General features: G+C 66.1%; 24 protein-coding genes. 12 read left to right on the plus strand and 12 right to left on the minus strand.

What is annotated here, in order from left to right; all coding sequences use genetic code 11:
- Window positions 1–201: 201 nt before the first annotated feature.
- Window positions 202–1,095 carry a glucose 1-dehydrogenase gene (locus ACTHQX_RS11925; RefSeq protein WP_440157917.1) on the minus strand — a complete coding sequence of 298 codons (894 nt, stop codon included), beginning with the start codon at window positions 1,093–1,095 and terminating at the stop codon, window positions 202–204.
- A gap of 373 nt (window positions 1,096–1,468) precedes the next feature.
- On the opposite strand from ACTHQX_RS11925, the gene ACTHQX_RS11930 reads away from it, so the two are divergent.
- Entirely contained in the window at window positions 1,469–1,768 is a 300-nt protein-coding gene (locus ACTHQX_RS11930; protein WP_440157918.1) for a DUF2630 family protein, read from the plus strand.
- A 212-nt stretch (window positions 1,769–1,980) separates the two neighbouring features.
- On the opposite strand, the gene ACTHQX_RS11935 is transcribed toward ACTHQX_RS11930, so the two are convergent.
- Entirely contained in the window at window positions 1,981–2,280 is a 300-nt protein-coding gene (locus tag ACTHQX_RS11935; RefSeq protein WP_236807335.1) for a hypothetical protein, read from the minus strand.
- A gap of 246 nt (window positions 2,281–2,526) precedes the next feature.
- Here ACTHQX_RS11935 and ACTHQX_RS11940 point away from each other — a divergent pair, with 246 nt between their 5' ends.
- Window positions 2,527–3,390 (plus strand): pullulanase X25 domain-containing protein, encoded by an 864-nt coding sequence (locus ACTHQX_RS11940; protein ID WP_440157919.1) that lies wholly within the window; start codon window positions 2,527–2,529, stop codon window positions 3,388–3,390.
- 271 nt (window positions 3,391–3,661) lie between these two features.
- Here the strand turns inward: ACTHQX_RS11940 and ACTHQX_RS11945 are convergent, their stop codons facing one another.
- Entirely contained in the window at window positions 3,662–3,850 is a 189-nt protein-coding gene (locus ACTHQX_RS11945) for a hypothetical protein (protein ID WP_440157920.1), read from the minus strand.
- A gap of 55 nt (window positions 3,851–3,905) precedes the next feature.
- Here ACTHQX_RS11945 and ACTHQX_RS11950 point away from each other — a divergent pair, with 55 nt between their 5' ends.
- Window positions 3,906–4,412, plus strand: a complete 507-nt coding sequence (locus tag ACTHQX_RS11950; RefSeq protein WP_440157921.1) for a hypothetical protein — start codon at window positions 3,906–3,908, stop codon at window positions 4,410–4,412.
- An 82-nt stretch (window positions 4,413–4,494) separates the two neighbouring features.
- Window positions 4,495–4,797 carry an acylphosphatase gene (locus ACTHQX_RS11955; protein WP_111902885.1) on the plus strand — a complete coding sequence of 101 codons (303 nt, stop codon included), beginning with the start codon at window positions 4,495–4,497 and terminating at the stop codon, window positions 4,795–4,797.
- On the opposite strand, the gene ACTHQX_RS11960 is transcribed toward ACTHQX_RS11955, so the two are convergent.
- Both ACTHQX_RS11960 and ACTHQX_RS11965 read right to left on the minus strand, forming a co-directional pair.
- Window positions 4,790–8,599, minus strand: coding sequence for a TM0106 family RecB-like putative nuclease (locus tag ACTHQX_RS11960; protein WP_440157922.1), 3,810 nt, complete (start codon window positions 8,597–8,599; stop codon window positions 4,790–4,792). The two genes, ACTHQX_RS11955 and ACTHQX_RS11960, sit on opposite strands and share 8 nt — an antisense overlap.
- A 162-nt stretch (window positions 8,600–8,761) precedes the next feature.
- A complete protein-coding gene (locus tag ACTHQX_RS11965; RefSeq protein ID WP_236807341.1) occupies window positions 8,762–9,064 on the minus strand; it encodes a DUF1540 domain-containing protein in 303 nt (100 codons plus the stop codon).
- A 326-nt stretch (window positions 9,065–9,390) separates the two neighbouring features.
- Between ACTHQX_RS11965 and fdhA the strand changes: the two genes are divergently transcribed.
- Together fdhA and ACTHQX_RS11975 are read left to right on the plus strand one after the other, a co-directional pair.
- Entirely contained in the window at window positions 9,391–10,602 is a 1,212-nt protein-coding gene (gene fdhA, locus ACTHQX_RS11970; RefSeq protein WP_440157923.1) for a formaldehyde dehydrogenase, glutathione-independent, read from the plus strand.
- A gap of 130 nt (window positions 10,603–10,732) precedes the next feature.
- Entirely contained in the window at window positions 10,733–11,029 is a 297-nt protein-coding gene (locus ACTHQX_RS11975) for a hypothetical protein (protein ID WP_440157924.1), read from the plus strand.
- A gap of 53 nt (window positions 11,030–11,082) precedes the next feature.
- On the opposite strand, the gene ACTHQX_RS11980 is transcribed toward ACTHQX_RS11975, so the two are convergent.
- Window positions 11,083–11,856, minus strand: a complete 774-nt coding sequence (locus tag ACTHQX_RS11980; protein WP_440157925.1) for an HNH endonuclease family protein — start codon at window positions 11,854–11,856, stop codon at window positions 11,083–11,085.
- A 328-nt stretch (window positions 11,857–12,184) separates the two neighbouring features.
- Between ACTHQX_RS11980 and ACTHQX_RS11985 the strand changes: the two genes are divergently transcribed.
- The 3 genes from ACTHQX_RS11985 (at window position 12,185) to ACTHQX_RS11995 (ending at window position 14,179) form a co-directional block, all read left to right on the plus strand.
- A complete protein-coding gene (locus ACTHQX_RS11985) occupies window positions 12,185–12,730 on the plus strand; it encodes a YceI family protein (protein WP_440157926.1) in 546 nt (181 codons plus the stop codon).
- A gap of 217 nt (window positions 12,731–12,947) precedes the next feature.
- The gene (locus tag ACTHQX_RS11990; RefSeq protein WP_236807368.1) at window positions 12,948–13,145 is read left to right on the plus strand and encodes a hypothetical protein; all 198 of its coding nucleotides are present in this window, start codon (window positions 12,948–12,950) and stop codon (window positions 13,143–13,145) included.
- Between the two features lie 62 nt (window positions 13,146–13,207).
- Window positions 13,208–14,179 carry a serine hydrolase domain-containing protein gene (locus ACTHQX_RS11995; RefSeq protein WP_440158044.1) on the plus strand — a complete coding sequence of 324 codons (972 nt, stop codon included), beginning with the start codon at window positions 13,208–13,210 and terminating at the stop codon, window positions 14,177–14,179.
- Between the two features lie 84 nt (window positions 14,180–14,263).
- On the opposite strand, the gene ACTHQX_RS12000 is transcribed toward ACTHQX_RS11995, so the two are convergent.
- Both ACTHQX_RS12000 and ACTHQX_RS12005 read right to left on the minus strand, forming a co-directional pair.
- Window positions 14,264–15,460, minus strand: coding sequence for a TerC family protein (locus ACTHQX_RS12000; protein WP_440157927.1), 1,197 nt, complete (start codon window positions 15,458–15,460; stop codon window positions 14,264–14,266).
- A gap of 86 nt (window positions 15,461–15,546) precedes the next feature.
- Window positions 15,547–16,302 (minus strand): ArsR/SmtB family transcription factor, encoded by a 756-nt coding sequence (locus ACTHQX_RS12005; protein ID WP_440157928.1) that lies wholly within the window; start codon window positions 16,300–16,302, stop codon window positions 15,547–15,549.
- A 229-nt stretch (window positions 16,303–16,531) separates the two neighbouring features.
- Between ACTHQX_RS12005 and ACTHQX_RS12010 the strand changes: the two genes are divergently transcribed.
- Window positions 16,532–17,335: a chitosanase gene (locus tag ACTHQX_RS12010; protein ID WP_440157929.1), complete on the plus strand. Its 804-nt coding sequence runs from the start codon at window positions 16,532–16,534 to the stop codon at window positions 17,333–17,335.
- A gap of 17 nt (window positions 17,336–17,352) precedes the next feature.
- On the opposite strand, the gene ACTHQX_RS12015 is transcribed toward ACTHQX_RS12010, so the two are convergent.
- Complete coding sequence (locus ACTHQX_RS12015; protein ID WP_440157930.1) at window positions 17,353–19,110, minus strand: RecQ family ATP-dependent DNA helicase; 1,758 nt, start codon at window positions 19,108–19,110, stop codon at window positions 17,353–17,355.
- Window positions 19,111–19,283: 173 nt separating this feature from the next.
- Window positions 19,284–19,604, minus strand: coding sequence for a YegP family protein (locus tag ACTHQX_RS12020; RefSeq protein ID WP_440157931.1), 321 nt, complete (start codon window positions 19,602–19,604; stop codon window positions 19,284–19,286).
- Between the two features lie 183 nt (window positions 19,605–19,787).
- Here ACTHQX_RS12020 and ACTHQX_RS12025 point away from each other — a divergent pair, with 183 nt between their 5' ends.
- Both ACTHQX_RS12025 and ACTHQX_RS12030 read left to right on the plus strand, forming a co-directional pair.
- The gene (locus ACTHQX_RS12025) at window positions 19,788–20,204 is read left to right on the plus strand and encodes an ester cyclase (protein ID WP_440157932.1); all 417 of its coding nucleotides are present in this window, start codon (window positions 19,788–19,790) and stop codon (window positions 20,202–20,204) included.
- A gap of 416 nt (window positions 20,205–20,620) precedes the next feature.
- Window positions 20,621–21,700, plus strand: a complete 1,080-nt coding sequence (locus ACTHQX_RS12030; RefSeq protein WP_440157933.1) for a TM2 domain-containing protein — start codon at window positions 20,621–20,623, stop codon at window positions 21,698–21,700.
- 88 nt (window positions 21,701–21,788) lie between these two features.
- Here ACTHQX_RS12030 and ACTHQX_RS12035 read toward each other — a convergent pair whose 3' ends face one another.
- Window positions 21,789–22,211: a DUF3592 domain-containing protein gene (locus ACTHQX_RS12035; RefSeq protein WP_440158045.1), complete on the minus strand. Its 423-nt coding sequence runs from the start codon at window positions 22,209–22,211 to the stop codon at window positions 21,789–21,791.
- Between the two features lie 119 nt (window positions 22,212–22,330).
- Window positions 22,331–23,395 (minus strand): glycerophosphodiester phosphodiesterase family protein, encoded by a 1,065-nt coding sequence (locus ACTHQX_RS12040; protein WP_440157934.1) that lies wholly within the window; start codon window positions 23,393–23,395, stop codon window positions 22,331–22,333.
- Window positions 23,396–23,451: the final 56 nt, after the last annotated feature.

A 23,451-nucleotide genomic window follows, 5' to 3' on the forward strand; every position in this document is an offset into this window, starting at 1 on the left:
GTGGCTCAGGGAGGTGCTGTAGTCGCCACTATAAGTCGACCGGCGGCGTTTATGCTCCACTTTCGTGGCGCCGAAACGCCGCCGGCCCCGGGTGTCCCGCATGCTGACGCGGATTTCCCAGTGACCGGCGGCGACGTTGCTTCCGAAAGTGGTGCAGAAATGCGGGTGCCGCGCGGATTTTCGGCGCCCCGGCAACAACAGCTACGGCGAGGGGGTGCCTCCGTTGACGTTCAGGGTCTCGCCGACCACGAAGCTCGACTCCGCCGAGGCCAGGAACACGTAGGCGGGGGCGAGCTCGGCGGGCTGTCCGGCCCGGCCCAGGGGAGTGTCCTTGCCGAACTCGGGAAGGGCTTCCTTGGGCTGGCCGCTGCTGACCTGCAGGGGAGTCCAGATCGGCCCGGGAGCCACGGCATTGACCCGGATTCCCTTCGGCGCCAGCTGCTGTGCCAGTCCCTTGGTGAAGTTGTTGATGCTCGCCTTCGTGGTGGCGTAGTCGAGGAGGGTCGGCGACGGGTTGTAGGCCTGGATCGACGTCGTGTTGATGATCGTCGATCCGGCGGGAAGGTGCGGCACCGCGGCCCTGGTGAGCCAGAACATGGCGTAGACGTTGGTCTTCTGCGTGTGGTCGAACTGTTCGTCGGTGATGTCGCCGATGTCCTCTTGCGCCACCTGCTTGCCGGCGTTGTTCACGAGGAGGTCCAGTCCGCCCAGTTCCTGCAGTGCGGTCTCCACCAGCTTCTGGCAGGTGGCAGGGTCCTTGAGGTCGCCGGGCACTTTGACTGCCTTGCGGCCGGCCTTCTCGATCAGGTTCGCGATTTTCGCCGCGTCTTCCTCCTCCTCGGGAAGGTAAGAGAGCACGACGTCGGCCCCTTCCCGTGCGAACGCGATCGCCGTCGCTGCGCCGATGCCGGAGTCCGCACCCGTGACGATTGCCTTCCGGCCGTCGAGGCGGCCCGTGCCGCGGTAGGTGTCCTCGCCCAGGTCAGCCTTGGGTTCCAGCTTGGCGTCCAGGCCGGGCTCGGGCTGGTGCTGCTTGGGCGGCTCGATGTGCTCGTAAGCGGTGACAGGGTTCTTGAAGGTGTACTGGTCGGTCATGGTTCTCCTCCGTGGTGGTGTTGAACGCGGGCAGGATCATCTTGGTCCGGGCGGTGCTGGCATCGCGGGAATGCTAAGCATGCTTACCGTCCACCCTAACGAGACTGCGGCGGTGCCGCCAGTGGCAGTTGGGCGCCTGTTCGAGGCGCCCTGACCAGGGCCGGCTGCTCAGGTCGGGCCGCTCGGGGCGGGCCGCTTGGGGGGTGGCTGCTCAGGGCGGGCTGCTCAGGGCGGGCTGCGGTTAAGGGTTGATGGCCACCCCTTCCGCGTTCTGCATCGCCTGAATAGGCTGGCAGTCCCAGCCTTGGCGAACGGTCGCCGGTGGCGGTCTCCGGGAGTAAATCCGGTACACGGCAACGAAGGAGCGCAGGCGATGGACAACCAGGATATTCTGCAGCGCATCCAGGCGCTGGTTGACGAAGAGCATCAGCTCCGCGATCCTGCGGCGTCGGGCCCCGCCAGCGGCTCCGGCGCGGGTGGCTCCATGGAAGATGCATCCGACGAGGGTGCGGCTGAGCGGGATGAGCGTCGGGCCCGGCTGCGCCAGGTGGAAGAGGCCCTGGACCAGTGCTGGGATTTGCTGCGCCAGCGGCGGGCTAAGTCAAAGGCGGGCGAGGACCCCAACGAGGCGGATGCCCGTCCCGTCAATGAGGTGGAAGGCTATGTGCAGTAGCAAGCGGCCGGCCCCGTAAAAGTCGGCCAGCGGCAGTCAGGGGCCGGCCGGTCCAGTAAGAGGCCTGCGGGCAGCAAGTCTCCACCCGCGCGGAAGGGCGGCCGCCGTTAGCAGCCGCCCTTCCGCATTGCTGGAACGTGTTATTGCTGGTGCGTTATCGCCGAAACGTTATTGCCGGTGCGCTGTTACCGCACGGCAGCTCGTGCCGGCGCTTACTGTTCCTGCCCGCTGTGCAGTCCATCGTCGCTGCTGTCTGCGGAAGCCGAGTCGCCGGTGTCGTCGGAGAGGTCCATATTGCCGCGGGCTTCCTCCATGGTCGGGCCGCCGGACGGGACGCTGTAGCGCTCCGGGCGAATGCCGTGCGACTGCTCCTCGATGAGCGCCTGCTCCTCGCTGAAGCGGATGACGTTGGCGTCATCACCGGCGTCGCCGGGAACGTCCTCGCGGAGCTTTGAAGGGTCCGGAACGATAAAGCCGTCTGCCTTGCTGCTGTGTTCACTCACTGAACTCATCCCTTCCGTTTGTTGCCTCGGTCTACATGGTAAGCCTACTTTCTATTGACGACGCCGGGAAATGGCGCGGGAAGCGGCTCAGGAAAGTGGCCCCCGCAGGCCGGCGAAAAGCGAGATTTCGGCCTCAGTTGGGGTGTAATTTCCGTCATAGTCGGTCACGACACACAATGTTTACCCACCAAAGTCGCCATAATTGCCCACCTCTTGGCAGACTACTGGGGGAACAATCGCTCTGTAAGGGGAACCATGCGCAAGACTGCCGCCGAAAACACCAACATCCGCCTCAAGGCCGTGCTGGACGTTCTGGCAGAGGGGGTGTTGTCCGGTGACTCGCAGAACGCCGGCGCCGTGCTGGCTGAAGCGCTCGTACGCGTGCCGCTGAACGCCTACGAAGCTGAACTGCTCAGCGGCGGCATTCCCCGCGGCCACAAGTCACTGACCACCGCCACGTCCAAGCTGGTCAAGGCCGGCTGGCTCGTCAAGGGACGCTCCGGCTGGACCATCACCGAGGACGGGCAGCGCGCGACGGTCGCCTTCCCGGACGCAGCCAGCTTCTCGGCAGCGCTCGACGCCGGTACTCCGGTCCCTGCCGGCACGCCCCTTCCGGTGGCCGCACCTGCCAAGCCGGCAGCCGCGGAGGCGGCCCCGGCAGAGGCCGAGAAGGCCCCGTCCAAGGCAGCGAAGGTTGTCGACAAGGCCGCCAAGCTGATCGAGGACGCAGTCGCTCCCGTCGCCAAGGCTGTGCGCAAGAAGGCAGAGGCCGACGCCGGGGCGCAGGCTCCCGCCGTCGGAAACTCCACGGAAACCATCGAGCAGCCTGCCGCGGTGGCCGTGGCTGGCGACTTCAACACCCTGCTGGGAGCCCCGGAGAACTGGGCGCCGCAGTACGACGAAGCGCAGATGAAGCTGGACGAGCTGGACCAGCTGTGGAAGATTTCGGCTGAGATCCCGGCCGGCTACTACAACTTCAAGATCGCCCTCAACCGTTCCTGGGATGAGAACTACGGTGCGTTTGGCGCATTCGATGGTGCCAACCACGAACTTCACCACTCCGGCGGCCAGCTCACCATTCGCTACAACCACCGGACTCGGGACATCACCGTCAACTGATCCCGTCCGGCCGAAGCCCCGCTCCAGCGCATGCTGCGGCGGGGCTTCGTCGTTCCCGGCCCGCCGGTCGAGCTGGTCAAGACCAGGGTGACTCTGGTCCGCTGGTCGAGCTTGTCGAGACCAACGGGAGTCACTTCGTTCGCGGGGCCTTCGGAGCCGGGTCGTTATTGACGGCAACACTTTGGACGCGGTGCCCTCCATCCTCTTCCCCAGTCGATGGACACACGCCCAGAATGGGGAGCACGTTCGCAACTCAAGGAGGAGCTTTGCGCTATTCAGGGACTTTGTCCGCGGCCGCAGTGTTGGCCGCCGTCGTCGCGCTCGCCGGCTGCGGGGCGCCTGCCTCGCCCGGCGGAAGGTCTGCGGCACCCACAACGTCAGCCTCTTCCTCTGCCGCGGCCTCCGCAACGGGAAGTGGGACGGCGACGGCGACCGACAGCCCCGCGTCTGCCACTGCCACGCCATCCGCAACGCTGCCTGAGGGCTGGAAGACGTTTACGACGTCGGACGGCAAGTTGAGCTTCGATCTTCCGTCCGGGTGGACCATCAAGGATCCGGCCGGACAGACGCCGCAGGGAGGCGGCGTGTTCGTGGAGGTCCGGAACCCTGCTGGCAAGTCGATGTCCACGCTGCGCACCAACATGGTGGTGGGCGCGGAATGCACCAAGAAGCAGCCGTACGGCATGTACGACTCCGAACCGCTACCGGCACTGAAGCAGTCCGGGAGCACACCAAGGTTCACGTTTGAGTCGCGGCAGGACAATACGGCGACCGACCCCGCCAAGATGACGATCCTGGCCTACGGCATCACCTCGGCGCCGGAGCCGACCGGGCCCACGGCCTGCCCGATAGCCCATTTCTTCACGTGGCCGCCAAGCGGGGCGATGTTCGGCGGGGTCTACAACCCGTTCGACACCACCCCGGGAAATCCACCCAACGTGGACACGCCTGAGGCGTACATGGAAACGCCCGAATACAAGAACATCCGCGCCATGATCACCTCGCTCCGCCCGGCGGGGTAGCGCTGCTGGTCGAGCTCCATCAGGTTGTGCACCTTCTCGTCGAGCCTGTCGAGACCAGGGCCGCCGGCGCTACATTGGTTCCATGACTGACTCGAACGCAGCCGACCCGGACAGCGTCCGCCTCACCGCGCGGGTCACTGGCATGGTCCAAGGCGTCGGCTTCCGGTACTGGACCGCGCGCAAGGCCGATGAGCTGGGGCTGACCGGTTCAGTCAGGAACGACGACGACGGTTCGGTCGCCGTCGTCGCCGAGGGCCCGCAGCCGGACATCGTCGAATTCAGGCGCTGGCTCGGATCGTCCCACGCACCGGGGAGGGTGGCGCACGTCGACGAAAAGGTTTCCCCGGCTGAAGGCGGATTCGGGAGCTTTCAGGTTGTCAGCTGAGTCTCCCCGGGCTGAGACCCAGGAAGGCCCCGAGCTCCTCGAGCGCGAACGGCCGTGACGGCATGTAATTCGTGAGCTCAGGGGAGCGGACGATCACCGCCCGCCATTGACCACGGGACACAGCCACGTTGATCCGGTTGCGGTTGAGCAGGAATTCGGCTCCGCGCGGTGCCTCGGCAATGGCCGAACACGCCATGGACACGAGCACCACTGGAGCCTCCTGGCCCTGGAACTTGTCCACCGTGCCCACCCGCACCTCGGACAGGCCCTCATGGTCCAGGGCGTGCCGGACGGCCTGCACCTGGGCGTTGTACGCAGCCACCACCAGGATGTCCCTGGCTTCCAGGCGCCGGATCGGCTCGTCCTTGCCGGACGTCCACTTAAGCCCGATATGCCCGCGCGCCAGTCCGACGATCGCTGCCGCCTCTTCCGCAGAGCTTGTGGTGTTGCCGGTATGCGGCACCAGAACGGTTTCCACGCCCGGAGGTAGCCCGTCGAGGTGGCGCAGGGATGCCGCCGGTGCGGATTCCAGTTTGCCGTCGTAACTGAGCACCGACACCTTGCGGCAGAGCTCAGGATGCATCCGCCAGGAATCGGCGAGGAAGTAGCCCCGTTCGGCAGGCATCGTGGCGTGCCCGGCTGACAGCCACCCGAGCGCGGACTCGTCAACCGGCTCAGGATGCGATCCCTGGGTGACCTGGGGAAGCTGCTGTGGGTCGCCGAGCAGCAGGAGCCGCTTCGCGGACCGGGCCACGGCCAGCGTGTTGGCCAGCGAATACTGGCCGGCCTCGTCAATGACCAGCAGATCCAGGGATCGTGCCGGTACGCATTTGCCCGTCATGGTCCAGGCGGTTCCGCCAACCAGGCAACCGCCGTCCGCGTCCAGGAGCCGCGCGATGTCCTCGTCGGCGACGCAGGTCCATGGGACGTCGTGCGGTTGGGACAGTTTCTTGGCCACCACGGCGGGATCCACCCCGGCCTTCTCGATTGCCGTGCAGAGCATGTTCTCGACGACGGCGTGCGACTGGGCGACCACGCCCACCTTCCAGCCGGCCTGCACCAGTCGGGCGATGACGTGGGAGCCGACGAACGTCTTGCCCGTTCCCGGAGGACCCTGCACCGCGACGTAGGACCCGTCGAGGTGTTCCAGCGCCCGGGCAATCGCAGACACGTAATCCGCTTTGCCCTCCGCATCGTTGCCAACTGCAGGCAGATTCGGGATGCCGGCCAGCCTGGGTGCTGTCCGGCGCAGGATGTCCACGCCGGGATGCTTGGGAAGTTCCGGCAGCGAGGAGCCGACGAGCTGCGCGAGTTCCGCCAAAGCGGCTTCGATGCTGACGGTGGGAATGGGACGGTCGTCCGTCAGCGCCATAGGCAGCTGGAAGTACGGGGGCACCGCTTTCTTGGATTTCTCCGTGATGGTGATGATGGTCCGGCCGCGCTGATCGGGATGGTCCTCGACGGCTTCCACGAGCGTGCCGAAAATGCCGTCCCGGGAGGGCGGCATGGTGGCTTCGTGGCGTGCTTCAGCAGCACCTGCAGGCTGGCCCGCTGCCGCTCGCCGCGCGGTCCGCCCGCCGTCGACCTCCCCGAGGCCGTCGGGCAGGGGGTCCTCGAACATCCTGAACCAGGTGGAACCCGGCTTGAACTCAGAACCCTCGCTCATGATGCCGGTGAGCCGCAGGGTGCGGGACTCAGTCCGGGCGCGAGCGGTGGGCGGCGCCCAGTCCGACACGACTTCAGCCGCCTCAACGATGAACACGTTGCGCTGGTCCCGCCACCTGTCGACCTCGGATTCGAGCCGGTCGAAATGCCCCCACCAGAACTGTTTGCGCTCCCGCCGGTGGTACCCGGTAGCCGCCGCGACCAGTGCCACGGCCTGCTCGTCCGCCGTCAGCCCGCGGTGATCCGGAATGGCGTCCAGGAAGGCACGCAGACCGGCTTCCTCCTGTGACGGTTCAGCGTCCGGGACTGCATCCGACGGCGTCTGGGAACGGGAGGCTTCCAGGGCGTCGGCTCCGGCAGGAGCACTGATCTCCGCCAAAGCACTGATCTCCGGCTGAGCAGCGGGTGCCCCACCGCCACGCAGTTGCAGCAGCCAGTCCCGGAGGCGCAGCGTGGAAAGGCAGTCGTACTGGTTGTAGTCAGAAATGGAGGCGAGGATGGCCGCCGCCTCCTCCTGCGTCTCGGGTCCGGCATCGCGCGCTTCGCAGTAGGCCACGTATGCCACCACCGAAGCGCCGGCGTCCTTGACGTCACCAGAGCGCAGGTTGTCTCCCATGTACAGGGGCTCGAGCTTCTTGATGGAGTACGAGGCCTCGGAGATGCGGAGTGAGTGCCGGACGGTCGCATACAGGTCCACGAGGAGCCCGCCGCGCAGCCACGAATCCACCACGTCCTCGCCGGCGACGTGGTTCAGTGAGAGATTGCGCAGGGCCGTTTTTTCGTAAGGCGCATAGTGGTAGACGTGCATGTCCGGGTACCGGGCCCGGCGTTCCTCCACGTAAGCGAGGAAGTCTAGGAACGCCTCCCGTTCATCGGCGCGCGAGTGGGCCCAGAACGGCCGGAACAACGGCTCCTGGCCCAGCGGATCAGTGGGCCGCGGAGCCTCAATCACACCGAACAGGTACTCCAGACCCCATCGGCCCGCGGGATCCTGCCAGAGGGGGTCGCCCTCGAAGTCGAAGAAGATGTCGCCGTCACTCGGGGCAGGAATCCCGGCCAGCGCGTTGTCTGGCAGCACTTTGTAGGTAACGGTGTGCGGCCGGCCCTCCTTCACGAAGGTGCGTGAACCGTCCTCAACCTCACGGCCGGTCTGCATCCTGGCCTGGTCGCGCAGCCGCCGGCGCGACCCGGTAGCCAGATGCAGAGGCAGGTCGGCGAGGGCGTCGATGGTGGTGATGCCGTCCGCAACCAGCTTCTTTCGCTGGATGGAGGTCATGCCTGCCACCATCAGCAGGTCCCGGTGCTGGGCCACCTGCTCGGCGCAGTAGTCGCACCTGCCGCAGTAGCTGACCCCGGGCTGCTGCCACGCCACTTGAGCCTCCGTGTGGCGGTGCGCGGCCGTGAGGTCACGGAACCGCGCCCGGCGCTCGCGGTACACGGGCAGCAGGTCCGCCAGCGAGTGGGAACTGCGTTCCATGTTGCCCAGCACCAGGGTGACGCGCGGGGCGGGTTCGAGTCCGAGACTGATCAGTTGGTCTCCATACGCAGCAAGCTGCAGCAGGGCACCCACCTTGGCATGCCGCGCGAGCTTGGTGTCCCAGACCGCATACCGCGGGGCACCAGTGTCTCCGCCAGACACGTCAGAACCAGACACTTCAGAACCAGGCACGTCAGAACCAGACACTTCAGAACCAGGCACGTCAGAACCAGGCGAGGCGGCCCCCTCCCGCACCAGGAAGTCCGCATAGCCGAGGAATTCGCCGTCGAAGAAGGTGGCCTGGAAGACGACGTCGGCGCCGGTGCGGAGGGCGGCGGCGGTTTCCCGGGCCTTGTTCGCCAGGTCGGCACGGTCCGTGGTTCCACGCTCGACGCAGTAAACGCCGGTGCCGCGCGCCGGATCCCACGGGCCATGCTCGTCGATGAGGGAGGCGAGCACCTTGTGCTCATGGAGATCGCCGAGTTTGCCCGCCCGGGCCTGCATCTCGTCCGGGGGGAAGTCAGCCTTGGGGGAGCGGCCCAGCTTCTCGTCCAGGATCCGCAGCGTGCGGTACTCGCACTCATTGGCGGCCACGAGGTCGGTGGCTGAGAACACCAGATCAGCTGGCGCTCCCGGCGTGGTCGGGTGGAGCAGGAACATGGGGCCTCCCCATTGGCAGCCTCGCTCCGGGACGGTTCCCGGTGCACTGATTTGAATCTAGCAAGAGGCTATGACAATCAAACCGCACCGGGAGCTTTGCTGAGCGAGGAGCAGCGCCAACGGGGGACCCCACGTGCTTGCGCAGGTCAGAGAATGCGCAGATTAGTGGGCGGCCTGCCGTCCATTGTGGGAGTAGGTGAGGCAGTCGGCGTTGTCCGGGCCCGGGCCGACGTGGACTTCCGGTGCCTTGCACATGAGGTGGTCGTTGTGGACGCATTCCGACCGCTGGCATGCCCCGACGCCGGCGAGGACCTTCGGCAGGCCGCCGTGAATGCCGGTGTCGATGAACGTGGCACACGAGGCGTGGTCTGTGGTGCCGCCAACCGTGATGGCCTCGGCGTTGCATTCAGAATGGTCGTTGAAGGAGCAGTTGGTAACGCTGCAATCGGCTACATGCGTGCTCATGGATTCCTCCAAGATTCCGGACGCCCCGGCTGGGCGGCTCGCTCTTCCCAACGTAGGCCGAATGGGTCCAATCAAAAAGACCCAATTGTGTTGCGTAATTGATGTAATTGCTAAAACCCAACCCCTGAGTGTCTGCTCTCAATTTCCCGCCCAACCCCCATGGACCCGGTACGGGCAGCGTTCTAGACTGGCAGGACCCTCCACCTGTCAGGCCCGACGGCGTCGTCCGGTCTTCCGGGGGAATGCCCTGGAGGGCGCATCACATCACTCAGGAATTCACCGCCGACCCTTCACAGGGAGGGGTCCGTGACGCCAGGAGGAAAGAGATGGAAGGGAACAAAGCCGTTGCCTACAAGGGACCCGGCAAGGTGGAAGTCATCGATATCGACTACCCCACATTTGAACTTAAGGACGGGCCGGGCGTAAACCCGGCCAACGTGGGGCGCAAGGTGCCCCACGGCGCGATTATCAAGACGGTGGCCACCAACATCTGCGGCTCGGACCAGCACATGGTTCGAGGACGGACGACGGCGCCGCCGGACCTGGTGCTGGGCCACGAAATCACCGGTGAAGTGGTGGAGGTGGGGCCCGGCGTCGAATTCATCAAGGTCGGCGACATCTGCTCGGTGCCGTTTAACATTTCCTGCGGCCGCTGCCGGAACTGCAAGGAGCGCAAGACCGGCATCTGCCTCAACGTGAATCCGGACAGGCCGGGCAGCGCCTACGGCTACGTGGACATGGGCGGCTGGGTCGGCGGCCAGGCCAACTATGTGCTCGTGCCGTACGCGGACTGGAACCTGCTCAAGTTCCCGGACAAGGACAAGGCGATGGAGAAGATCCTGGACCTGGCCATGCTCTCGGACATCTTCCCCACTGGCTACCACGGTGCCGTATCGGCGGGGGTCGGCGTCGGCTCCACCGTCTATGTCGCGGGGGCGGGTCCTGTTGGGCTGGCAGCGGCGACGAGCGCGCATCTGCTGGGTGCCGCCGTAGTGATTGTGGGCGACATGAACAGTGACCGGCTGGCGCAGGCCCGCAGCTTCGGCTGCGAAACGGTGGACCTCACCAAGGGCGGGCCCGCGGAGCAGATCGAACAGATCCTCGGTGTTCCTGAGGTGGACTGCGGCGTGGACGCCGTGGGCTTCGAGGCGAAGGGCCACGGACAGGGCGCCCAGGAAGCGCCGGCAACGGTGCTGAATTCGCTGATGGACATTGCGGCGGCGGGCGGCGCGCTGGGTATTCCGGGGCTGTACGTGACGGGGGACCCGGGCGGCATCGACGAATCGGCGAAGAAGGGTGCGCTGAGCCTGAGCCTCGGCACCGGCTGGGCCAAGTCGCTGAGCTTCACCACGGGCCAGTGTCCGGTGATGAAGTACAACCGGCAGCTGATGATGGCCATCCTCAACGACCGCGTGAGCATCGCCAAGAACGTCAACGCCAAGCCGATTCCGCTGGACGAAGCACCGAAGGGGTACGCCGAATTCGACGCCGGCGCCGCCACCAAGTACGTGCTGAACCCGAACGGATACCTCAGCTGACGTAGGTGCGGCGGCGGGGACACGCGGGCGGCCCGGCCCCAGAGGATGGGCCGCACGCGGTCCCCATTGCCGTCGTCGGCGAGTAGGGCCAGACTCGTGGAGGGACGGGCCCAGCCACAGGAGGAGATCCATGAACAGCCAACAGGACGAAACACCGCTCGAAGTGCCGGACGTTGACGCGTTTGAGCAGCGCCAGTCGGCGGGCGGGGAGTCCGGGGACGAGGAACAGCGGCCGTTGCCCGAGGACGTTCCCGAGGCGGATGCCCTGGAGCAGCGGACCCCGCTGAGGTCCAACGGACCGGCCGCCGCCCCCGATCTCTCAGCCGAGGAAGCGGCCGAGGCCGACGCCATTGAGCAGGCCGCGGGCACGCCCGGCAGCGACGAGGACGACTACCCGTTCGCGGGCGAGGTGCCGGAGGAGGGCTGAATCGGCCGTTTGGCGGGCTCCCGGCTACCGTGCCGCCGGTTCGGCGCGGCCGGTTACTTGCTGCCGGCCACCGTCCCTCCGCACTGGGCCAGGACGGAGGCCATCGCGGTGCGCTCGGCCTGGGTCACCCACAGCTTGTACTTCGCCTTGACCGAAATCTGCCGCGCGACGTACGGGCAGCGGTAGGCCTTGCTGCTCGGCAGCCAGGTGGCGGCGTCGCCGTCGGACTTTTGCTGGTTGGCGGGGCCGGACGCGGCCAGCAGGTTGAGGGGATCGTTGGCGAAGGCCGTCCGCTGTGCCTTGCTGAGGCGCTGGGCACCTTTCTGCCACGCGTCGCTCAGGGCGACGACGTGGTCGATCTGGACTGCGCTGCTGGTTTTGCTGCCGCGCGTGAAGGCGATGGTGGTGGCCGTGTACGGATCTGCCAGGGAGCCGGTCAGGACGATGCAGTTCTTCGTTCCGGGCTTGAAGGTTGTGGCTTTGAGGTCCCGGGCGAGGATGTCGTTGCGGGTGTCGCAGCCGTTGTGGTCCGTGTCCGACCAGGCCGGTCCAAACTCTTCCCGGTCGTAACCCGTTTTCGGTGCGCGTCCCTTGACCGGCAGGGTGGCGAGGAGGTCGGCTGCTTTGACTGCGTAGCCAGGCGCGTTGCCGGCTGACCTGCCGGGAACAGCGTCCGACGACGGCTGCTGGGTTGCGCTGATTGCGCCGCCGCAGGCGGTGATGGCAAGGATGACGGCGGCAAGGGCGCCGGCTGCAAACCAGTTCCTTCTGCGGGGCGGTGCGTGGTGCAAGGCGGTGTACTCCCGTGGCGCTGGTTGTCGATTCAACGATCGATCGTACTGGCCGGGCGGGGTGAGCTGGCGGTGCCACGCGGAGGACGTCCTGAAACGCAGAGAGCCCCGCACTGCCTGACGGTGTTGTGCGGGGCTTCTCCTAGCGGCAGGACCACCTCGGATGGGGGATACGCGGTGGGCCTGTTCATAGGCTAGAGAAGTTTCCTGAGAATTGGCTAGGAATGTGCCAGCTTTCCGCTGGGCGTCTTTGGGTCCCCCGCACGGGCTCCTGTGAAGCTACTCGTCCTTGACTTCACCGCCGAGCTAAACCAGTGTTGAAACCGCACTGACCAGCAGGTTTTTCCCTCAAAGGAGATGCGTCATGACTCTTCCCGCAGGCCTGACCCCCGGCATCTGGACACTCGACATGTCCCACAGCGAAATCGGCTTCAGCGTGCGGCATGCCGGGATCAGCAAGGTCCGCGGGCGGTTCCGGGAAGCAACCGGCGAGGCTCACGTGCGGGATACCCTGGCCGATTCGTCGCTGCATGCCACCGTCAATACCGCCAGCTTCGATTCCGCTGACGCCAACCGAGACGCTCACGTGCAGGGGCCGGACTTCTTCGACGTCGCGGAATTCCCGGAGATGACTTTCAAGGGCACTCACATCGACGGCGACGGCGAGGATTACACCCTGACCGGCGACCTCACCATCAAGGGCATCACCAAGCCCGTCGAGCTGGAGGTCGAGTTTACCGGCGTAGCTGTGGACCCGTTCGGTGCCACCCGAGCAGGTTTCTCTGCAGAGGCCGAGATCAGCCGCAAGGAGTTCGGCCTGACCTGGAACGCGGCCCTGGAAGCCGGCGGGCTCCTGGTCAGCGACAAGGTGAAGATCAACCTCGAGGCCGCGCTGGTTAAGCAGGGGTAGGCGCGCCGACCGCTGATCGAGCTTGCCCGCGTTTGGGAATTCTCGCTGGATGAGCCTATCGACAGCCGAGATCAGCCCTTGATCTCGGCAGGCTCGATCAGCGGGCTGTCGCTTTATACTCCGCCGTAGCCATGCCTCCGGTACGCGCGTAAAGTCGGGAAAGACCGGTCCTAAACCGGTCGCAGCCTGAACAGACGCACAACCTAAGGAGTTCATCATGAACTTGGGCAACATGATCAGGAATGCCGCAGGACGTATTTCCGGACGGACCACGCAGGGAACCACCGGCGGATACACGAGGGGCTACACGCGGGGCACCAGGCCCTACACCACGGGACGGACCTCTTCCATGGGTCGCGGCCGCACCGCCGGGGGTATCGGAGACAAGATTCGCCAGATGCTCCACAGGCACTGACGCTGGGGCACACCAGTCCGGCCCCGGAGGTCCATGGCGACCCCGGGCTGTCGCAACAATTACTGGAAGCGTTTGGCCGCAGCCACCCTGTGGTGGCTGCGGCCACTGTTTCTGCAGGGGAGGTTGCCGTGGCGAGCCGCGGTGCCTCCCTTGCTGCTGACTTCGAAATTGGCTCAGTCTCCAAGGGAGTCACGGGGCTGCTGTATTCCGACGCCCTAAGCCGGGGCGAGCTCAGCCCGGACACGAGGCTGGGGGAGCGGCTGCCGCTCGGCGACTGCCCCGCCGCCGGCGTGACACTGGTTTCGCTAAGCCGGCATTCTTCGGGCCTGCCGCGGCTGCCCCGGCAGGCGGGAACCCTGCGGCGCACCCTTGACCTTCTTCTGCACGGCACCAATCCCTACGGCGAAAGCCTGACGGAGCTGCTGGACCAGGCCCGCGACGCGCGTCTGTCCGCCGGACGTTCCGCCCCGCGGCCGCGCTACTCCAACTTCGGCTTTGAGCTCCTGGGACACGCTATCGCCGCCGGTGCAGGTCTGGGCTTTCAGGACCTGCTCCGCGAGCGGCTCGCCGTTCCGCTCGGGGTCGGCTCCGTTTACGCGCCAGCAACTGCCGCTGAGGTGCGTCCGACGGCGGTCACCGGCCGAAGCCGCTCGGGGCGGGTGATGCAGCCGTGGACGGGTGCAGCGGTTGCTCCGGCCGGCGGAATCCGTGCCTCGATCGGCGACATGGCCCGGTTGGTGCAGGCGCTGCTGGAGGGATCAGCCCCGGGCCTGGCCGCGCTGGATCCCGTGGCGAACTTCGCCGGCCCGGCGGCCCGCATTGGTGCCGGCTGGATGACCCTGGAGGTGAAAGGCCGCGCAGTCACGTGGCACAACGGCGGCACCGGCGGTTTCCGCTCCTGGGTGGGGCTGGACCGAAAGGCGGGGACCGGCGTCGTACTTCTGACGGCGAAAGCGGCGCCCGTGGACCGCCACGGCTTCCGGCTCTTGGCCGGGCTGGTCCCGGCGGGAACTGCGGGAGCCTCGGAGACCTAACGCAACAAAGCAACGCGGGGTCACTTATAGCCCGATAAACCCTCCGAATTGGGCGGTAGGTGACCTCGCGTTGCTGTTGGTGGCCTACTTCTCGCCGGCGCGCTCCAGTGCCTGGTCGTGCTCGGCGTGGGCCTGGCGGATCAGGTTCATGAACTCGGTCTCGTTCCGGATGAGGCGCTTGTACTTCTCCGGGAGCTTCTTGAGTTCCTGCTCCTCGTGGACCAGCTTGTCGAAGATCCGCTCGCGCTCGGCGATGTCCGTCTCGTAGTTGAGGTCCAAGTACGTGGTGGCGTGCCGCCTGGCGCCGGAGACCATGGTCTTGGCCTTGCCCTTGGGGCTGAGGAGGGAGCCGACGATGGTGACGGCCAGTACACCGAGGATCACGCTGAGCGAGAGGCTGGTGCTGATTTCGACGACGTTCACGTGTTCGCCGTCGTTGATGAATGGCAGGTTGTTCTCGTGCAGGGCGTGCAGGATCAGCTTCACGCCGATGAAGCCGAGGATGGCGGCGAGGCCGTAGGAGAGGTAGATGAGCCGGTCGAGGAGCTCGTCGATCAGGAAGAACAGCTGCCGCAGGCCCATGAGCGAGAATGCGGTGGCCGTGAAGACGATGAACACGTTCTGCGTCAGGCCGAAGATGGCCGGGATGGAGTCCAGCGCGAAGAGAATGTCCGTGGCGCCGATGGCCACCATCACCAGGAGCATGGGCGTGAGGACCCTCTTGCCGTCCACCTCGGTGAAGAGCTTGTCGCCGTCAAAATGCTCCGAGGCCGGCAGGAACTTCTTGGCGAGCCGGACCACGAGGGTTTCGGTGTCGTCGTCGTGGTTGTCCGGCTTGAGCAGGTTCCCGGCGGTGACCAGCAGGATCAGCCCGAAGATATAGAACACCCAGGCGAAGCTGTTGATTAGCGCGGCGCCGAGGAAAATGAAGCCGGTCCGGGCGAGCAGCGAGAAAACGATGCCGAACAGGAGCACCTTCTGCTGGTCGGCGCGCGGCACCTTGAAACTGGACATGATGATCAGGAAGACGAAGAGGTTGTCCACGGACAGGGCCTTCTCGGTCACGTAGCCGGCGAAGTACTCGGTGCCCATCTTGGAGCCACCGAAGAACCAGACGCCGAGGCCAAACACGAGTGCCATCCCCACGTAGATGGCCGACCACGTGGCGGATTCCGTCAGGGACGGGGTGTGGGCCTTGCGGACGTGGAAGAAGAAGTCGAAGACCAGGAGCGCAACGATCCCGGCAATCGTGAGGGTCCAGGCGATAGGGGGAACTTCCATGCTGCCTCTTTCCTGAGCGTTTCGGGCGGGGCGTGCAAGACAACCCTACCCAGTGCGCTCAGCCCGCCCGCAAGGCGCCGCTGCGCTCAGCCGTACATCAGCGAGCCCGGCGTGGTGAGCTTTTCCCCGGTCTCGAGCCAGGTCTTCAGGCCCGAGAGGATCATCGGCCAGCCACCGTAGAGCTGCTCGTTGGCGCCTTCGCGGAGCTGGTCGTGCGTGACGGTGAGGTGGCACGAATCGTCGCCGACCGGCTCGATTTCCCAGGTGACGCGGGAGGTCCCCTCGGCCTTGACGTCCTCGCCCCAAAGCGCGCGCATGGTCTGCACCAGCCGGCGCGGGGGATCGACTTCCAAGTTCTCACCCTCGCCCAGGAGCGCCCCGGCTTTGGGGTTGCCCATTTCGAAACGGGAGCCCGGCGTCCAGTCCGACTTCAGCGTGTTGCCGAACTGGTACTTGCTGCGGATGTCGCTGTTCGTGATGGCTTCCCAGAGCCGTTCCGGAGTGGTCTTGATGTAGATTTCGAAGATCTTTTCCACGGGACTTTCCAATCGGGATTTGAGGTCGCTGAGCGCAGCGGCCCATGGTTCTGCGTATTTGCTCACCCAGCGGTCGTGGACGAGCCTGATGGGCACCGGATTGAGGAAGTGCAGTTTCTCGCGGCCGCGGCGCCTGGTCACCACGAGGCCCGCCTCTTCCAGGATCTTCAGGTGCTTCATGACGCCGAACCGGGTGATCTCGAACCGCGCCTCCAGCGCGCTGAGGGTCTGTCCGTCCTCGTTGAAGAGCGCGTCCAGCAGGTCCCTGCGGATGGGGTCGGCGAGGGCCTTGAATACGGCGTCCACACGGCCAGAATAGGTGACCATTTGGTCACGTGTCAACGCTTCCGATGGGTGCCGAGCCGCGTTCACTACACACCCGTGAAGGGGGTCTGTCGCGGCTGCGGGGCAAAATGCTAGATTCGCCCTACTTCAACACCTTGGCCGGAAGCGCGAGGCACATCATGACCGTGATCATCCGACAGCGGGACAACACCGTCGGCCTTTCGGCTTCGGCCTGCGGCGGGTGGTCTTGATGTTGGAACGGTTCCTGGCGCGGCTTGGCCAGAAATCCGCCAAGGACGGCCAGGGACGCCCGGACATCACTGGACCCGTCTACAAGGAGATGGCGCTCCAGCTCACCTCCACTGCGGAGAATTCCACGCCGGACTGGACCACCGCGTACGGCTACATCGAGGACATCAATGACGGGCGTGGCTACACCGGCGGGCTCGTCGGGTGGTGCAGCGGCACGGGGGATATGCTGACGCTCGTCGAGTCTTATGCACGGGCAGCGCCCGGCAACGCACTGCACAAATATGTGCCGGCGCTGCGACCCATCATGGAGGCGAAATACAACCGCAGGCCGGCGCTGAGCCACGAGCTGCTGGATCCACACTTCGTGTCCGACTGGGCGAGGGCAGCCAATGACCCCGCCTTCCAGAGGGTCCAGCAGCAGGAACGGGACCGCGTTTACTGGGGACCGGCGCTGGCAGAGGCAGTGCGGGACGGCGTTGGGCCGCTGGGGCTTGCGATCTACTACGACGTGTCCGTCAACCACGGCCCCGGGGATGACGACGAGTCGTTCGGCGGCATCCTGGCTACGGCGCGTCGCGCCAATCGGCCGCCTGCGGAGGGCGGGGACGAAACCAAGTACCTGAGCGGCGTGGTCGATGCCCGGGTAAAAATTCTCAAGTCCTGGGGCGACTACCAGCATGACGGCCGCCAGAATATCCACTACGGACTCCTGAAGTCAGGCAACCTGGAGCTCGTCGCGCCTTTCAGCTGGTCCATCTATGGCGACCGGTTCGAGCTTGGCTCCTATCCGCAGCCGCGCTAGCCGGGCCCGCTGACCGCCTAGGTCGCCAGCGTCAGCAGCTTCCCCTCGGTCACGGCCTGGCGGGAGAGCGTCTTGTAGCCCTCCTGCTCGAAGAGCACGGTGATCACGTCCTCCTCGTGCCGCATGACGATTCCCGCGCCCCACTCCTTGTGCACCACAGCGGCCTGGAGCGGGAACGGTTCGCCGCCGGCGGCAGCCGCGGCGCCGTCGTCGTAATCCTCCTCATAAGCCGAGCCGTCCGCGCAGTTGTCGCAGTTGCCGCAGGGCTCGGGCAGGTCCTCGCCGAAGTAGCCCAGCAGGAACTGGCGCCGGCAGGCGTCGGTCTCCGCGTAGCCGCGCGCCATCTCGATCCGGGACCGGTCCACACGCTGGCGTGCTTCGGCGAGTTCGACGGCGTGTTCCACCACCTTGGGCAGCTTGGCGTCGGTGTCCAGCCGGATGCCCCGCTTGAGGGCCTTCACGGAGCGGGTCTCCTGCAGTTCGTTGAGCAGGCCGGTCAGACGCCGCGACGGGATGCCGGTCTGCTCGGCGAGTGCCTTCTGGGTGACCGGGCCGTCGGCGGCGCGCAACGCGGTGAGGACGGCGAGCAGGGCGTCCTCGTCCGGCTTGTGCGTGCCGAAGAACTTGCGCAGGCCCAGATCCTCGGGCCGGTAGTGCAGGACGGCGGAGGCGGGCTGTCCGTCGCGGCCGGAGCGGCCGATCTCCTGGTAATAGGCGTCGAGGGACTCTGGAATGTCGGCGTGGATCACGAAGCGGACGTTGGGCTTGTCGATGCCCATGCCGAACGCGGTGGTGGCCACCACAACGTCGAGTTCGTCGTCGAGGAACTGCTCGTGGACCTGGTCGCGCTCGCTCTGCTTCCGGCCGGCGTGATACGCCGCGGCACGCAGCCCGCGCTCCGTGAGTTCCGCCGCGTAGGTCTCGGTGTCCTTGCGGGTGGCGGCGTACAGCAGACCGGGACCCTTGAAGTCGGCCACCTGCTCGACGACGGCGCGCCGCTTGTCCCGGGCCTCGAGATGCCGGACGACGTCGAGCCGGATGTTGGGCCGGTCGAAGCCGCGGACCAGCACCAGCGGGTCCTTCATGCGCAGGCGCTGCTGGATCTCGTCACGCACCGGTGGAGAGGCGGTGGCGGTGAGCGCGGCGACGGGCGGGTTGCCGAGCTGCGCGCGGTCCTCGCCCAGGCGCAGGTAGTCGGGGCGGAAGTCGTGCCCCCAGGAGGAGACGCAATGGGCCTCGTCCACCACGAACAGCGAGACGTCCATGGCGGCCAGCCGCTCCACGGTCTCGGTCTTGGCCAGTTGCTCGGGGGCCAGGAAGAGGAATGCCGCCTCGCCCCGCTCGGCGGCCTCCCACGCGTCGGCCACCTCCGAATCCTTCCGGCCGGAGTTGATGGCAGCGGCGGACGCCCCGCCGAGGTCCTCCAGCAGGCCGTCCAGCTGGTCCTCCTGCAGGGCAATCAACGGGGAAACGACGACGGCGGGACCGCGCCGTGCGCTGTTGGCCGCGGCGGCGTCGGGGTCCTTGGCTTCGTGGCCGCCGTGGATGAACAGGGCGGCAACCTGGTAGATGGCCGACTTGCCGTAACCGGTGGGCATGACGGCGAGGACGTCGCGGCCCTGGACGAGGGCACGCATGCCCGCGAGCTGGCCGTCCCGAAGGTGGGGGAGCCCGTAGGCGTCGGCGGCGAGCTGGCGGAGGCCGGCGTCGGGATTGCTGTTGGTATCTGTGCTGTTGCCGGTTGTGTCGGGTGTGGCGGCGAGGGCTTCGGTCATGGTGGCAGCTCCGTACGGGCGTTCCAAGGCCGGGTGTCTTCAGCCGTGGAATCCACCCTAGTGCGAGGTCCGCCCGGAGTCATGTCCCGATAGTGCCGTCTTGTCCGCCACAGGGCAGGGGCATCTGCGGACCAGCCCGCCACGCCGCGGTCGGCCCGTCATTTTGTCGTCCGTCAGAGCGAGCGGATCCTTCGGACCCCAGCTCCTCGTTCCCCGGCCCCTAAGTCCGCGGCCGGGAAGCGCGTATGGGAGTGGATTCTCACGGTAGCGTGGGCGGCCCTGGACTTCGGGATGATGACCTCGCCATGCCCGCCGCGGCTCATGTCGCGGATAAGTCCGGTCCCGGCGACTTCCCTGATCCACGCAATCCCCGCCACGGCAGCCTCTTTGGTGGGGTAGTTCACCGAGACGGCCACCAGAGCGCCCGTCCCGTCCAGAAGCCTGACGCGGAAGCCGCCGTCCGGGGCATCGATGATTTCAAAGTAGCTGGCCATGACAAACCCCTTCGTTCGTGCATCTTCTTGCCATGTCCCCTTAGCCCATTTTGGACCTTTCCTGCCCCGAAGGACCGCCCTTTTTGGCGCCGGAATCCGGAAAGCAATTAACCGTTGTTGCGCCGAGCGGCCGGTGGGAAGATCTAGCTGCCGAATACGGCCACAAGCTCAAAGGAGACGGAGATGGCTGGCGGACAAGGATTGATCAGGCGGTTTTACAACGAGGTGCTGACCGGCGGAAATCTGGCGCTCATCGACGAGATGGTGGCGGACGACGTCGTCGACCACGAGGAGGGCTTTCCGGGGCAGCCGCCGGGCAAGGAAGGTGTGAAGTTCTACGTCAACGCTGTCCGGACCGCGTTTCCGGACCTCGCTGTCAAGACCAGCGAGCCGGCGCTCGCGGACGGGGATCTCGAGGCCGTGCACGTAACCCTGACGGGAACCCATCAGGGCGACTTCGCGGGCGTGCCGGCCACCGGCAAGTCGGTGGAATTCTCGGGCATCGACATCATCCGGGTGCAGGACGGCAAAGTGGCCGAACACTGGGGATCGACGGACACCATGAGCCTGATGCAGCAGATTGGAGCCGTGCCAAAGTAGGGCCGGATTAGCGGGCCCAAAAACAAACAAGAAGTGCGACGAGGGCGGGCGACGCGCGCCGTCGTCGTGCATCTTTCCGGCGCGTCGGCCGGGACGCGCCGTGGCGTCCCCGCGCGCCCACCGGAAGCCCTGTATCATCCCTTCAGGGGGCGGTGACGCCGAAGCGTCAACCCGGGGGGACAGCAGCAGATGTGCAAGCCATGAGGCCTTAAGAAAAATGGGCTTTTGAAGCCATGTGCCCGCCGTCCAGCCACGTGTCATCCAGCACAAGGTCCCGCTCTTGCGGTGTTCCTGTCACGGGTGGATTCCGGCTCGACCAACCACCCTACTGCACCACCCCTTTCGCACTGCCACCCTTCTTTCCTCACTCCGCCACCTCGGCGACCCCTGCCGTCGCCTGCCCTGAAAGGACCGCAATGAGCCACCCCGGCCCAGCCCTGCCGCCGCCCTCCGACTACACCACCTACGGGGCGCCGCAGTATGCGAACGGGCAGTTGTTGGACGGGCAGAACGCGGGGCAGGCGTATCCGGGGCCGTACGGGTCCTTCCCGGGGCAGTACGGGGCGGAACCGCAGAAGTCCTTCCTGGTCACCTGGCTTTTCTCGCTGCTCCTGGGCGTGTTGGGCGTGGACCGGTTCTATCTCGGCAAGACCGGCACGGGCATCGCCAAGCTGCTGACGCTGGGCGGACTGGGCTGGTGGGCGCTGGCGGATCTGGTCATTACGCTGGCCGGAAAGCAGACGGACAAGGACGGCCGGCCGCTGGCAGGGTATGCGCAGCTCAAGAAGGTGGCCGTTGTGGTCACGGTTGTCTTTTTGGTGGTCAACCTGGTGATTGGCGTGTTCATCGGGATGACTGCCGCCGCTCTTGTCCGGCAGGCCTCCACCCCGCCGATCGTCACCGCCGCTCCGGTCACGACGGAGAGCGCCGCCGCGGATCCCTCGGCGGATCCGGTGGCCACCGGGGAAACAGCTGCAGGGGAAGACCGGCCGCACCTGGCGGCGCAGACGCTGACGGGCACCGGCGACGCCGTCAAGACAGTGGACCTCAAGGGCGTCCCCGCCGTGGTGACGTTCACGTGCAAGGCCTGCAGCGGCAACACGGTCCTGGAAACCAACGGACACGAGATGCTCCTGGTCAACGCCGTTGGCGCGTACGCAGGCTCGCACCTCGTGGACACCAGCACGGCGGCCACCACCGAACTGGCTATCAGTGCCGATTCCGCGTGGACACTCAAGATCGAGGACATCGACAGCGTTCCCACCTCAACGGACAAGGTGAGCGGCCACGGCGACATGGTTCTCTACTGGGATGCGTTCAGTGACAAGGCTGCGATCACCAACAAGGGCGAAGGCAACTTCGTGGTGCAGGGCTTCGGCAGCGAGGTTCCCGAGCTGCCCGTCAACAAGATCGGCGACTACAGCGGCACCGTGAAGCTCACCCCCGGCTTCGTCCAGGTCAACTCCGACGGCGACTGGACCATCGCGGCGAAGTAGTGTTCCCCTACCCAACTGACTCGCAGTTGTTGTCGTTATGAGCCCTCAAAACGACAACAACTGCGAGTTACTTTAAGCCGGCCCGCTGTCAGGCCAGCGGAAAGATGCCGATGAACCAGAAGAGGACCACGGCAAAGACGGCGAAGAACGGAATCGCGCAGCCCAGCAGTGCTCTCGTCTCCGGGGAGATGTGGAAAGACTCGCTGGGGTTGGCCGGGTTGTAGGCCACCTCCAGAGGCGAGCCCGGCACTGGCTCCCCGGCGGATGAATACTCGGATTCCCCTGTGAACGCCCTGCCGTGCGGATCGATGAACTGATATGTGGGCCAGAAGCGGCGGCCGGGCGTCATGTTGCCCAGGCCGCCGCTCCAGCCCGCCCGGCTGCCGGTCACCGTGGCTTGCACGCGGGGCCAAGAGGCTATTCGCTGCTCGTGCTGCCTGTTCTTCCTGACCACGTGGATGATGGAGTAGGCGGCGCCGGCAACGAACAGCGCCCAGATGATGTACAGCACGATTTTCAAGTGATCCCCCAAGGTTCACGCAGCAGTATGCCAGAACCCATCGAGTGCTCCACAAAGGCCCTTTTGGGACTGAAAACGACAGTTACCGAGCAACCGATGGAAGAAACGACCTAGACAGCCGCGTACGCCTTCGGCAGCTTCAGGCCGCGTTGGTCCATGAGGGTGCGCAGGCGGGTGGGGTAATCGGTGATGATGCCGTCCACGCCGAGGTCCATCAGCCGGGCCATGTCCGCGGTGGCGTTCACGGTCCACGGGATGACGGGCAGGCCGTACTCGTGGGCCTCGGCGATCATCTGCGGGGTGACCGAGCGGAACGTGGGGGAGATGACGTCGTAGCCCAGGGCCTTGGCAGCCTTGGCGAGGGAGCCGTCGTAGTCGTCGATGTCGATGCCGCCCAACTCGGGTGCGGCGCCGGGCTTGCCCACCTGCAGCCACGCGTCACCGCTGGAGAGCGACACAACCGGCAGCTGCGGGGCGATCTTCCTGGTGTAGTTCAGCGTTGACCAGTCGAACGACTGCACGGTGGTGCGGCCGGACATCCCCGCCATGTAGATCTCGGTGACCACGGCCTTGGTGAGCGCCACGGACCCTTCGCCGCCGGCCTGCCCGTCCTCCACCTTGGTCTCCACGTTGAAGCGGACCTTCTTGGCGCCGAAGTCACGCACCAGCTGGAACACATCCTTGAGCTCGGCGATGCGGTTGCCTTCGATCACCTGCTGCTCCGGGTATCCGGCCAGCTGGGTGTAGCCGCAGTTGAGCGTCTTGATCTGGGCCAGCGACAGCTCCGCCACCCGGTCACCCGCGTATGGGAACTCGGGGTCGTTCGGCGTGGCCGGCAAGGTGTCCGCGCACTTGTTGGCCTGGGTCGTGTCGTCGTGCCAGACGATCACCTTGCCGTCCTCGGTCAGGTGGGTGTCCAGTTCGAACGTGCTCACGCCAAGCTTCAGCGAGTTCGCGAAAGCGGCCAGCGATTCCTCGGTCCACTCGCCGCGGCCGCCGCGGTGCGACTGCAGGTCGAAGGAGCCGTTGCGCTCGTTGGTCTTGATGGGGGACGTGGCGGTGCCTGAAGCGTTCGACGACGGCGTGCCGGCGTCCGCGGCCGGTGCGGCGACGGCGGGACTCGCCATAGCGGCGAAAAGTGCGACGGCGGCCGCTGCGGTCAGGAATTTGCGCATGGTTTTGGTTCCTCCCGGATGACGTGGCCGGCGCTGTGCCGCCGACCCGTTCACCC

It is taken from the genome of Arthrobacter sp. SAFR-023, from assembly GCF_051965295.1.
GTDB lineage: Bacteria > Actinomycetota > Actinomycetes > Actinomycetales > Micrococcaceae > Arthrobacter.